The sequence below is a fragment of the Synechococcus sp. OH20 genome (assembly GCF_047502685.1).
Lineage (GTDB): Bacteria > Cyanobacteriota > Cyanobacteriia > Thermostichales > Thermostichaceae > Thermostichus.
Genome location: NZ_JANSIQ010000041.1, coordinates 20,521 through 32,353, shown reverse-complemented (window position 1 = coordinate 32,353; position 11,833 = coordinate 20,521). Strand labels below are relative to the sequence as shown.

Annotated in this window: 12 protein-coding genes; 9 read left to right on the top strand and 3 right to left on the bottom strand. The window is 58.4% G+C overall.

The window, feature by feature from the left end; translation table 11 throughout:
• The first annotated feature begins 127 nt into the window (after nt 1–127).
• The gene (locus tag NW826_RS09465; RefSeq protein ID WP_414509991.1) at nt 128–1,165 is read left to right on the top strand and encodes a DNA-processing protein DprA; all 1,038 of its coding nucleotides are present in this window, start codon (nt 128–130) and stop codon (nt 1,163–1,165) included.
• A gap of 404 nt (nt 1,166–1,569) precedes the next feature.
• On the opposite strand, the gene NW826_RS09460 is transcribed toward NW826_RS09465, so the two are convergent.
• On the bottom strand, nt 1,570–2,229 hold the full coding sequence (locus NW826_RS09460; RefSeq protein ID WP_414509990.1) for an SDR family oxidoreductase: 660 nt from the start codon (nt 2,227–2,229) through the stop codon (nt 1,570–1,572).
• A 169-nt stretch (nt 2,230–2,398) separates the two neighbouring features.
• Here NW826_RS09460 and pruA point away from each other — a divergent pair, with 169 nt between their 5' ends.
• Complete coding sequence (gene pruA, locus NW826_RS09455) at nt 2,399–5,353, top strand: L-glutamate gamma-semialdehyde dehydrogenase (protein WP_414335183.1); 2,955 nt, start codon at nt 2,399–2,401, stop codon at nt 5,351–5,353.
• A gap of 18 nt (nt 5,354–5,371) precedes the next feature.
• Here the strand turns inward: pruA and NW826_RS09450 are convergent, their stop codons facing one another.
• Nucleotides 5,372–6,424 (bottom strand): CsgG/HfaB family protein, encoded by a 1,053-nt coding sequence (locus NW826_RS09450; protein ID WP_414336882.1) that lies wholly within the window; start codon nt 6,422–6,424, stop codon nt 5,372–5,374.
• A 314-nt stretch (nt 6,425–6,738) separates the two neighbouring features.
• Here NW826_RS09450 and NW826_RS09445 point away from each other — a divergent pair, with 314 nt between their 5' ends.
• The 5 genes from NW826_RS09445 to NW826_RS09425 all read left to right on the top strand — a co-directional run bounded on the left by NW826_RS09445 (nt 6,739) and on the right by NW826_RS09425 (nt 9,774).
• On the top strand, nt 6,739–6,918 hold the full coding sequence (locus NW826_RS09445; RefSeq protein WP_414335180.1) for a 50S ribosomal protein L32: 180 nt from the start codon (nt 6,739–6,741) through the stop codon (nt 6,916–6,918).
• 115 nt (nt 6,919–7,033) lie between these two features.
• Nucleotides 7,034–7,450: a J domain-containing protein gene (locus NW826_RS09440; RefSeq protein ID WP_414335178.1), complete on the top strand. Its 417-nt coding sequence runs from the start codon at nt 7,034–7,036 to the stop codon at nt 7,448–7,450.
• 132 nt (nt 7,451–7,582) lie between these two features.
• Entirely contained in the window at nt 7,583–7,846 is a 264-nt protein-coding gene (locus tag NW826_RS09435) for a DUF3143 domain-containing protein (RefSeq protein ID WP_414335177.1), read from the top strand.
• Between the two features lie 6 nt (nt 7,847–7,852).
• Nucleotides 7,853–8,611, top strand: coding sequence for a hydroxyacylglutathione hydrolase (gene gloB, locus NW826_RS09430; protein ID WP_414335175.1), 759 nt, complete (start codon nt 7,853–7,855; stop codon nt 8,609–8,611).
• A 92-nt stretch (nt 8,612–8,703) separates the two neighbouring features.
• Nucleotides 8,704–9,774, top strand: a complete 1,071-nt coding sequence (locus NW826_RS09425; RefSeq protein ID WP_414509989.1) for an EAL domain-containing protein — start codon at nt 8,704–8,706, stop codon at nt 9,772–9,774.
• On the opposite strand, the gene NW826_RS09420 is transcribed toward NW826_RS09425, so the two are convergent.
• A complete protein-coding gene (locus NW826_RS09420; protein WP_414509988.1) occupies nt 9,725–10,918 on the bottom strand; it encodes an MFS transporter in 1,194 nt (397 codons plus the stop codon). The two genes, NW826_RS09425 and NW826_RS09420, sit on opposite strands and share 50 nt — an antisense overlap.
• A gap of 254 nt (nt 10,919–11,172) precedes the next feature.
• On the opposite strand from NW826_RS09420, the gene NW826_RS09415 reads away from it, so the two are divergent.
• On the top strand, nt 11,173–11,409 hold the full coding sequence (locus NW826_RS09415; protein WP_414336207.1) for a type II toxin-antitoxin system Phd/YefM family antitoxin: 237 nt from the start codon (nt 11,173–11,175) through the stop codon (nt 11,407–11,409).
• Nucleotides 11,406–11,789 (top strand): type II toxin-antitoxin system VapC family toxin, encoded by a 384-nt coding sequence (locus NW826_RS09410; protein ID WP_414336209.1) that lies wholly within the window; start codon nt 11,406–11,408, stop codon nt 11,787–11,789. Before NW826_RS09415 ends, NW826_RS09410 begins: the two co-directional genes overlap by 4 nt.
• Nucleotides 11,790–11,833: the final 44 nt, after the last annotated feature.

The window sequence follows — 11,833 nt, the reverse complement described above, 5'->3', positions numbered from 1 at the left end:
GAGTTGGTTTGCTAAGTGTTGCTACTGTACCCCTTGATTCTTTAACAGGCTGTAACACCACAAAAGATAGCTAAAGCCCCCAATTATCAGATACAAATTGAGTGTCATGTATTCGCAAAAAGAGCCTGTGGTTCTCACCTCTGTCCCTCTCGATCTTGATTGCCAAGCTGTGTTGCTCTTATGCAGCAGCTTTGGACAACTGGGATCCGATTCTATCCAACCCCTTTCCCTTAGCGAGTACAACCACTTGGCCACCTGCCTCAAAAACTCAAACCTCTGCCCTGCCGATCTCTTGAGAGAAAAAAATCAGGACTTTTGGCGGAACTTGAGTCCTCAAATGGATTGGGAGCGAATTTTTAAGTTACTGAACCGAGGCGGGCTGATGGGATTTGTTCTCGAACGCTGGCAGGCTCAGGGGATATGGACACTCTGTCGTCTTGAGGAGAACTATCCCAAACGCTTGAAGCAACGGCTCAAGGAGAAGGCGCCGCCCATTCTCTATGGCATCGGCAATCAATCCCTTCTCCATCAACGCGGATTAGCGATTGTGGGATCCCGTAACGCCGACAAGGATGCGATTGAGTATGCCCAGAGGGTTGGGGAACTCTGTGCTCGAGACGGCTTGACGGTGATCTCCGGTGGGGCAAGAGGTGTGGATCGAGAAGCTATGCTAAGAGCGTTAGATTCAGGAGGACAAGCTGTTGGGGTAGTCGCTGATTCGCTTGTCAAAGCGTCCGTCAGCAGCTATTTCCGTCCTGCTCTCAGTCAAGGATCGCTCGTTTTAATTAGCCCTTTTGATCCCGAAGCGCGTTGGCTGGCCAGTCGGGCCATGCAGCGTAACAAATACATCTACTGCCTGGCCGAGGCTGCCCTGGTTGTCAGCTCCGAAGCCGATGGTGGCACCTGGAAGGGGGCAACCGAAGCCCTTAAACATTATCCAGAGTGGCAAGTTCCCGTCTTTATCCGTGCCCAGGGATCCTTACCTCCCGGCAATACCCAACTGCTCAAGCGAGGTGGGTTCGCCTTCCCTGACCTATCCGAAATAACTTTGCTTACAGAGATACTCGATAAACCCCACCATCACCTCTCAAAGAAAGGCTCGGAACGCCAACAATTAAGCCTATTTGAATCGAGCCCACAAACCCCTCCCCCTCCCGACGATTAATCACGCTTGACCCAGCAAGCCAGTCTGGTCTCAACCCCAGATCCTGGAATTATCTCCACTCCCCCAACCAAGGATGTCTACAGTGCTGTGCTGCCGCTGATCCTAGAAGAGCTCCAAGCTCCTAGAGGATCAAAAGAATTGGCAAAAATCTAGGTCTTAAGGAAAGCCAGGCCAAAGTATGGCTGGAGCGAGCCGTACAAGAAGGTCGAATCAGGCGAGTCAAAGGAAAATACACCACTCTCTAGTCCTTCTCTTACAGAAATGCGAGACTCCATCGCCTGTACTGAAAAGGTTTGATCTCCGCGAACAGGATCATAGTCGTTTCAAACAAGATTAAGACACTTTGTCCACTCCCCCCCGGTTTCTCTCCCACAAGGGGAGAGGGGAGCTGGGAAGCGTAGGGCCTATCCTGCTAGGGCAAAGAGGTCACTCCACTCCCGCCTGGGAACGCCGGGCTTAGCGATGATCTCGAAGATGCGGTTTTTTGCTGCCGGCTGAAATAGGCTTTCAACAGCCACTTGAGCTACTTTGAGGCGAGGGATGCTGCCCTCGAAGAGAGTGTCAGCTTGGGAGAGGACAATGCCATCCTCGTTGTCCTGGTTTTTCAGGCCCCCTGGCCGAATGATGGTGTAGGTGAGGCCGCTGTTTTGCAAGTATTCTTCCGCCCGTTTTTTCCACACCAAGATCAGCCAAAACAGGTTGAGGGGGTGGAACAACTGGGACACGCACAGAGAAGAAATCAAAACAAAGTGTTGGATCCCTTGGGCTTTGGCCACATCCACTAAGTTCTTGGTGCCTTCATAATCCACTCGGTAGGGCTGCAAGGGATCCCAACTGGGCCTAGCTCCTGTAGCACAGAGTACCACCGTGCATCCCTCCATGCCGGCCCTTAGCGTGGCCGGGTCCAGCACATCTCCCACCACCACTTCTGCTTCGGGGGGCAAAACCTGTGCGGCCAGCTCGCGGCTGCGCACCAGCGCCCGTACCGGGATGCCGCGGCCCACCAACTCTTTGACGATGCGCCGCCCCGTTTCTCCCGTAGCCCCTGCAACAAAAGCCCGCATAGCTCTCCTGTATCCAAATGGTTTTAACTGTCTTGCTCGTGGTGTTTAAGGCCCCGCAGTGGCCCTGTTAGGGCCGTCGAAACTATCATCTTTATCAAAATCTAGCTCAGGCTCAATCCCGTCCGTGACAGGATAGTAGGATCCCGCCAGCTCTACTTCCGATTGCCCTATGGTTGCCCAAGCTGCTCCTCTCGCCTATGAGGCTCAAACCCAAGCACTTGCCCAGTCTCTGTTGAATTCCGTTCGGGGCGAGGGGAGATCCCTGCTGGCCCAATGGCGGGATCAACTGCGTTGGGAGGACAGGCTGCTGGCCTGGGCGATGGAGAACCCCCATTTGCGCACCCAGTTGTTCCGCTTGATCGATGTTTTGCCCAGCCTGAAAAGCAAAGCAGAGATGGCTCGCCATCTTCAAGAGTATCTCTTGGATCCGGCAGTAGAGTTGCCGGGGATACTGAAAAACCTACTCAACTTTGCCGACCCCCATTCTCTGCCTGGACAGTTGGCCGCCAGCACCCTCACCGCTGCTGTAGAAGCCCTGGCCCGTCGCTACATTGCCGGAGAAACCCTGCAGCAGGTGAGCCAAACGCTGGAAACTCTGCACCGCCAAGGCATGGCTTTTACCCTGGATTTGCTGGGGGAAGCCGTCCTCACCGAAGCCGAAGCCCAATCCTACCTGGAGCGCTACCTACAGGCGATGGAGCAATTGGCAAAGGTGGTCAAAACCTGGCCGCAGCCGCAGCCTATGCCCCAAGTGTCGGTGAAGCTGACGGCCTTCTATTCCCAGTTCGACCCCATCGACCCGGCAGGGGCCAAAGCCAAGGTGGGAGAACGGATCCGCATCCTGTTGCGCCGGGGCGAGGCCCTGGGAGTCGGGATCCACTTTGATATGGAGCAGTACCGCTACAAATCCCTTACCCTGGCCATTTTACAGGAGCTGCTGCTGGAGCCGGAGTTCCGCAGCCGCACCGACATTGGCCTGACCCTACAAGCCTACCTGCGGGATAGCTACACCGATTTGCAAAACCTGATCGCCTGGGCCAAAGAGCGGGGATCCCCGGTGACAGTGCGCCTGGTCAAGGGCGCCTACTGGGATCAAGAGACCATCCTGGCGGCGCAAAAGCACTGGCCGCAGCCGGTTTACAACGACAAAGCCGCCACCGACGCCAATTTTGAGCGCCTGACCCAGCTTTTGTTAGAGCACCACACCCATCTGCGTGCCGCCATTGCCAGCCACAATGTGCGTTCTCAGGCCAAAGCCATTGCCATCGCCCAGGCGCTGGAGGTACCTCAGTCTGCTTTTGAGCTGCAGGTGCTCTACGGCATGGCCGACCCCTTGGCCAAGGCCCTGGTGCAGAAGGGACAGCGGGTGCGGGTGTACTGTCCCTATGGAGAGCTGCTGCCGGGCATGGCTTATCTGATTCGGCGTTTGCTGGAAAATACCGCCAATACGTCCTTCCTGCGGCAAAGTGTCCAGGGCTACGACGCCGAACAGTTGTTGGCCCCCCCTGTCTTGGAGGAGGGATCCATGTTTCAGCCACCTTCCCTCTCGTTTGTCGCGGCTGCCGATACGGATTTCAGCCAGCCCCAGCAGCGGGATCCCTTTTTTCAGGCCCTGCAAAAAGTTCAAACGCAACTGGGCCAGACAGTTCAGCCCTGGATTGCCGGAGAATATCGCCCAACCCGACAGTCTATTCCTTCTCTAAACCCTGCCGATCCCGAGCAAGTGGTGGGTGAGATTGGGTTGGCCAGTCCCGCACAGGTGGAGCAAGCCCTGCGGGCGGCCCAGGCCAGCTTTCCCCGCTGGCGGCGCACACCTGTGGCCGTGAGGGCGGGGATCCTGCGGCGGGTGGCGGAGCAAATCGAGGCTCAACGGGCAGAGCTGGCCGCCTGGATGGTGCTGGAGGTGGGCAAGCCCATCGCCCAGGCCGATGGGGAGATTTCCGAGGCCATCGACTTCTGCCGCTACTACGCCCAGCAGATGGAGGCTCTGGATCGAGGACGGGCGTGCAACCTGCCCGGTGAAACCAACCATTACCACTACCAGCCCCGCGGTGTGGCGGTGGTGATCGCCCCTTGGAACTTTCCTCTCTCCATCCCCTGTGGCATGGCGATGGCGGCTTTGGTGGCTGGAAACTGCGTGCTCCTCAAGCCGGCAGAGCAATCTTCGCTGGTCGCCGCCAAGCTGGCAGGCTTCATCCTCAAGGCCCTCGCCGAAGCCGGGATCCCGGAAGGCGTCTTTCAATTTCTGCCAGGAGTTGGGGAAGAGATCGGCCCTCTCCTGGTGCAAGATCCACGGGTACATTTGATTGCCTTCACTGGATCCCAGGCGGTGGGCTGCCAGATCCTTGCCCAGGCGGCGCAATTGCAACCGGGACAGCACCACATCAAGCGGGTGATTGCCGAGATGGGCGGCAAAAACGCCATCCTTGTGGATGAAAGCGCCGACCTGGATCTGGCGGTGAAGGGGGTGGTTAACTCTGCTTTTGGCTACAGTGGCCAAAAATGCTCCGCCTGCTCGCGGGCCATTGTCTTGCAGTCGATCCACGACCTGTTCTTGGGGCGGTTGATCGAGGCGGTGCGGTCGTTAAACGTGGGGGATCCGGCTCATCCTAGCACCCAGGTCGGCCCGGTGATCGATGCCGAGGCCCAAGCCCGCCTGCAACAGGCCATTCAAGCGGCCCAAGCCTACGCCCGCTTGGAACTCAGCCTGCCCGTGCCGGAAAAAGGCTACTTCGTCGGCCCCACGGTGTTTAGCCAGGTGGATCCCCAATCGGAACTGGCACAGCGGGAGCTGTTTGGACCGGTTCTGGCGGTGATTGCGGCAGCGGATTTCTCCTCTGCCCTGGAGCTGGCCAATGCCACTCCCTACGCTCTCACCGGCGGCGTCTACAGCCGCACTCCTTCCCACATCCAACAGGCCCGCCAAGACTTTGCTGTCGGCAACCTCTACATCAACCGCGAGATCACCGGCGCTTTGGTCGAGCGGCAGCCCTTTGGCGGCTTCAAGCTCTCCGGCGTGGGATCCAAAGCCGGTGGCCCCGACTACCTGCTGCAATTTCTGGAGCCGCGCACCGTTACCGAAAATATTCAACGCCAGGGCTTTGCCCCGATTGAAGGGTCTTGAAGATAGAGCGTTGGGAGTTTACTGGAGAGGCTTGGCTACATCTCCCACCTTAAAGCCTGTGCCGCTGAGAATGCGGCCCACACTGGATCCCTGATCCACCTCTGTCAGTTGAATTTGGCCGGCTGGCTCGGTCAATTTGCGCAGGACTGCTCCTGTGGCCGGATCCTTAACCTCGCGAACGACGCGCTCCACAGAAAGGATCAGGCCCACGCGATAGCCGTCGCGGCTGCCTTTGTTCAAGATCACCTGATTGCCGTAGACATCCGCCACCAAGGCATCGATGGTCGGCAAAGAGCGGGGCTGGGCCGCCAAGCGACTGGCAAAACCGGCCAACTGCTGGGCAATTTGCTCCACCGCCTGCTGGCTGGCCAAAACCAGCAGCTTTTCTTCGTTACTGGTGGCGGATCCCCCGCCAAAGCCGGCAACCGTGACCGTGCTATCCGACTGGCTGGCGTTGCCCCGGCCCTCGACCACGGCCAAGATCTCGGCCGTGCTGGTGCTCACCAGGCGGGCATTGAGCTGCACGTTGGCATCGGCATCCACCGACTCGGCCCCCACCGCCAGCGGAAAGCTGCCGAAGGGGGTTAAGACCGGCGCCCCACCGCCGGAACGGCGCACCGACACATCGAACTGGGTAACACTGCCGAGGATCACCGCATCGACCCCGAGGATCCGGCCCACCTGAGCGGCGGTGTTGGCATCCAACCGCCCCGATAGCCCCAAGTTCTGCTCGGCCAAGATCGCGTCTAGCCGCGAGCGCTCGATAACAGAAAAAGTGCCATCTCTCACCAGCCGATCCACCAGCAGATCGCTCACCCCCCGGGAAGCCTCGCGCAGGCTGTAGGAATTGCTGAGGCTGCTGAAATCAAAATCCAAAACCGCAACGCGCGGGCGAGTGCTGGGTTGAGGCGCTTGTCCTACCTGGCTGGGGGCAGAGAGATTGCAGCGAAGGTCTTGGGGAAACTTCTGGCACAGCTCCGGATTGGTGGATTGGGCAGCCACTGGGATCCCCGTCCAACCCAAGCTCAGCAGCGGGATCCCGAACAACAAGATGGAAAAGAGGTTGCGCATGGTTGAGCGATCTCCTGGATCGAGGAAGTGGCCACAGTCCATTCTTAGCTTGCACCCAAAAGAGCTTCCGGGGGGTGACCGATATCACCTGGCCGCCTGTTCCAGAAGATGTCCTATACTCTATCGACTCCAAGGCTGCCGGGAAAAGGGATTGAGAAGGTTTGCGTAGAAGAGTTGACCCATCTCAACCCTATTGTGCGGAGATGCTCGCTCTCTCTGGAGTCAACTGCTAATAGACTACTTGACGAAACAAAGCCGGGATCGACGGTGCAAGCTCAGTGCTAGCCTAGTAAGGCTGTGTTCTTGTACAAGCTATGGCTGTTCCTAAGAAGAAAACCTCGAAAGCCCGCAGTCGCAGGCGGTATGCCGTTTGGCTGGGCAAAGCCAAGCTCCAGGCCCAGCGGGCAATGACCATTGGGCGTTCAATTTTGAGCGGTCGCAACACCGGCTTCTACTACCCCAAAGCCAAGTCGGAAGAAGAGGAAGAAGAATAGAGCCATGCTCAGGGGATCCCGACGGCTGGCCAAGTGATTACACTGGATCAAAGCTCAGCTCCTTGGAGAAGCGTTCTGCTGTCCCCACCGTCTCACTTAGTCGAGATCAGCTTGCATGCGCTCGTTGACTTCCCTCACCTACTACCAACGGTTGGGCCTGTCTCCAGGGGCATCTCCTGAGGCCATTCGGCGGGCCTATCGGCAGTTGAGCAAACGCTACCACCCCGACACTTCCCCCCTGGCCCCGGAAGTGGCCATTCGCTGCTTCCAAGAGCTGCAGGAAGCTTATCTCGTGCTCAGCAACCCGGCAAAACGGGCCATCTACGATGCCAGCCTGCGGGCGATGACGACCAACATGGGCTCCCTCAGTATAACGGGATCCTCAGATCTGGATTCTCTCGAGCTGCGCATGGAAACCCGGCCTCTCTCGGCGGGCGAGCTCTGTGCCCTGCTGCTGATGGGATCCACCTTCGTGGCGTGTTTGGTGTTGGCGGTTGCTTTGGCCTGGCTACGGGAGGGCGGGGTGGGCTAACCAACTCCGGTTGCTTGGGGATGAGGCTCAGACAAAGTGCTCGGAGCTTCCCATGGATCAAGTGCTTGAATGGAATAGGCTGTTAACTTTTGTCTAGTTTGACGGCTTCTCTGCGCGCGTTTGAATCTCACCATGCCTTTGCCCCCTGCCACCACACCTCTCTACAATCACCCGCTCCACGCCATCGAACGCTGGCTGGAGGAGCAAGGCTGCACCCGCGACCCAAAGGATGTGGAGCAATGGTTTTGCGAGCGGCCGGGCTGGAAAGCCTGCCTGCGCCTAGAAGAGACCAGCATCTGGGTGCGCTACACCTACCCGGATGGCAACACGAAAACCCTGTCTTTCCCCTACTCCCTCAGCCGCCAGGATGTAGAACAGGCCATTTTTGAGGACTAGCCGGCCATGCGCATTCTGCAACTGCCTGCCCTGCGCGACAACTACATCTATCTGCTCTACGATCCCGAGACGGCAACGGCAGCAGTGGTGGATCCGGCAGTGGCCGAGCCCGTGCTGGACAAATTGGCCGAGCTGGGGGCGGAGCTGGTGGCCATCTTCAACACCCACCACCACCACGACCATGTGGGGGGCAACCTGCAACTTGTGGCCCGCTACCCCCGCGCCGTCGTCTACGGCAGCCAGGTGGATCGAGGGCGGATCCCTGGCCAGAGGGTGGAGCTGCAGGCGGGAGAGACGGTGGAATTTGCGGGCCGGCAGGCGAAGGTGTTGTTTGTGCCTGGCCATACGCGGGGACATGTTGCCTACTACTTCCCCGAAAGCGGGGATCTCTTCTGTGGCGATACTCTGTTTGCTGGGGGATGCGGGCGACTCTTTGAAGGCACCCCAGAGCAAATGCTGGGATCCCTGGATCAACTGCGCCAGTTACCTGAACCGACGCGGGTGTGGTGTGCCCACGAATACACCTTGAACAACCTCAAGTTTGCCTTGACGGTGGATGGGGACAACCCCGACTTGCAGGCGCGCTATCAGCAGGTGGTGGCGCTGCGCCAGGCGGGATCCCCGACGGTGCCCAGCACCATTGGCGAAGAGCGCCGCACCAATCCTTTTTTGCGCTGGGATCAGCCGGCTCTGCAGGCGGCCACCGGCGTTCAAGATCCGGTGCGGGTCTTTGCCCGGCTGCGGGGTATGAAGGATCAGTTTTGACACTTTTCTTTTGATTGACAACTTTTGGCAATTTCTAAGAGAGCTAAGGCATACTGTCGGGGGGACTGCCTCTAGCTACTCCCTGCAGATCTATGTCTTGCCCCGACTGCCCAGCTCTGCCCGCCTTTCTGCAGGAGGCAGGGCGCCTATTTCTCTGGCTGCCCACTCCTCATACCCACCAGAAGCTCTGGCGGGCCCTGGAGGCCAAGACAGAGGTTCCCGTTCAACTTTTGCAAGACCTTGGCCTAGTTGTTGCCATTGCCCAGGGAGCCCTTAAGAAGACCCTGGAGACAATGGCTGATATTCTCTCGCAAGAAGAGATGCGGGCCAGCCGCGCCCTGTTTTTGGCCGGAGATAGGGATCCCTACTGGCAAGATTGCGCCCGGGTGGAGTCACTGCTGCAGTTGTTCCACCGCACCCAAGCTGAGCTTTTGCTGGAAGTGTTGAAGGAAAACCGTCTCACCACCTACTTTCAGCCCATTGTCGGGGGGTGGGATCCCACTTGTGTGGTGGGCCACGAGGCGCTGGTGCGGGGGTTGGACAAAGAGGGCAAGGTGATTGGGCCGGGCTTGCTCTTTGCCATGGCCCGCGAGGCCGGGCTGCTCTACCACTTGGACTTGGCCGCCCGCCGCACGGCCATTGCCGCGGCCACCCAGCACCGCTTACAAGGGGATCTCTTCATCAACTTCAGCCCTACGGCTATCTACGACCCGGCCTTTTGCCTGCGCTCCACCGTCTGGGCCATCAGCCGCGCCGGGATCCCGCCCCAGCGGGTGGTGTTTGAGGTCAACGAATCCGACCGCAGCCCCGATTTGGACCACTTGCAGCGGATTTTGCGCTTCTATCGGCAGGCGGGCTTTCGGGTGGCGCTGGATGACCTGGGCGCCGGCTACGGATCCCTGAACCTGTTGCACCAGGTGCAGCCGGATCTCATCAAGCTGGATAGGGAGCTCATTCGCGGCGTCGATCGGGATCCCTATAAGGCGGTGATTGCCGAGAAACTGCTGGAGCTGGCTCAAAAGCTGAGGATCACTACCCTGGCGGAAGGGATCGAAACGGCAGGAGAGCTGCAGTGGGTGCGCGACCGCGGCGTAGATCTGGTGCAGGGCTTTTTCATCGCCCGGCCCCAGCCTGTCCCCTTAGGATTAAGACCAAGAGGATAGCTGCCCCCGCGGCTTGAGCGGCTACCGAGAAGATGACCAAAGCGGGGAGAAAGAGATCGTAGAGCACCCCCATCAGGGCGCTGCCCAAAAACCAGGCCAGGCCGTAGATGCTGGTAAACAGCCCAAAGGCAAAGCCTCTTGTCTCAGGGGCCACTATGCCGGCCACTGCTGCCTTCATGACCGATTCCTGGGCGCCCAGGCCAATCCCCCAGAGCAGCATGCCCACCACCGTCAGCCCGTAGCTGCCGGAAAAGGCCAGCGGCGCAAAACCGGCAGACAGGACCACCGCCCCCAACAGGCTCCCCAGCCCCAGGCGGTCAAATAGCCAGCCCCAGCCCAGGGCGGCTAGGGCATCCACCCCCATGGCCAGGGCGTAGAGCAAGGGGATCCCTGCCGCCTCGCCACCTTGCTGCTGCAGGTGCAGGGCAATGAGGGAAAAGTCGGCAAACCCCATGGCCACACAGGCCGCTGCTGTGAGATAGAGCCAAAAGACCCTGGAAAAGCCTTTTGCTGGAGCGGTTTCCGGCTCCGGCTCAAAGTCGCGCGGGGTGGGATACAGCCATTGGGCCAGCCCCAGCACCCCCAGCCCCAGGGCCGCCGGGATCCCCAAGGCCAAGAATGCGCCTTGGAACCCGTAGCCGGCGGCAACCATTCCTGCCACCAGCAGCGGCCCTCCCACCGCCCCAATTTGATCCAAGGTCTCGTGCAGGCCAAACCCAATGCCCTGGCCCACCTGCAGCGCCGCATGGGAGAGCAACAGGTCCCGTGGCGGGGTGCGGATCCCTTTGCCCAGGCGCTCGGCCAGCAAAAGCAAAGCAGCCCCAGGCCAACTGCTCACCCAGGCCAGAGCGGGGATCACCGCCGTGTTGAGGACATAGCCCAGGGTGGTGAGCTGCCACTGCCCTCGACTGCGGTGCACGGGATCCCTACTGAGCCGGTCGCTCCAGTAGCCCACGCCCAGGCGCAGCCCATAGGCCAGCAGCTCCCCCCCGCCGGCCACCAGGCCCACCACCGTGCCGCTGGCCCCCAGGGATCCCAAAAAAGCTCCGGAGATGCTGCGGGCCCCCTCATAGGTGGCGTCGGCGCAGAGGCTGACGATCCCCAGCAAAACAATAAAGCGCCACGCAGAAGGGAAATCGGACATAAGCAGCTCCTCGGCGTTGAGTCAGATCTAGGCTATTGCTGTTGATGCGGAACATGGTGTAGTACCTGGTACTCTAAGGTAGGCGGCTGAGGAGCGAGGTTTTGACTTCGATGGGGAGGCTTGCATCTTTGCTGAAGGACAAATCAAGCCAGTTAGTCAAGGATTTTTACCCAGATGGCTTCAGGTGATCGAGTTTTGAGAGATTGCTTGCCCATTGAGTATCTTGAGTATAGTGAGTTAGATGAGCTAAGTCGATGTCAATTGTAACTGTTGATGAAATTCAACGTGATCCCCTAAAGTACCTTCATCAAGTGGAGACGGGTAAAACTCTTGTCATTGTTAAGTCGGGCAAGCCTATCGCTGAGCTCAGACCTATCTCCAGTAGTCAGCGGTTACGCCCGTTTGGTCTGTGTGCGGGTGAATTTGTCGTTCCAGATGATTTCGACGCTCCTTTGCCAGAAGATGTTCTCAACGCATTTGAGAGCCAATGAGAATTCTTCTAGATACACATATCTTTTTATGGTTTATCAGCGGTAGCAATCGACTTTCAGAGCATCTTCGAGACGCAATTCGCGATGCAAACAATCAGGTTTACCTGAGCGTAATCTCAATCTGGGAAGCCACTGTTAAACACCAGTTGGGCAAGCTACCTTTGCCGGAGCATCCTGCAACTTACTTACCCAAACAAAGAAACCTACATCAAATTGCCAGTCTTGACCTTGATGAGGATAGTGTAGCTCAACTAGCTAAGCTTCCGCTACTACACCGGGATCCGTTCGACAGAATCCTTATCTGCCAAGCTCTACAAAATGGATTGACCATTGCAACAGTAGATGCAGCCATTCGCGCCTACCCGGTCGATACTATGTAGTATTGCAGCTATTCCAATGAGATTGCGAATCAATGAACCTAAAT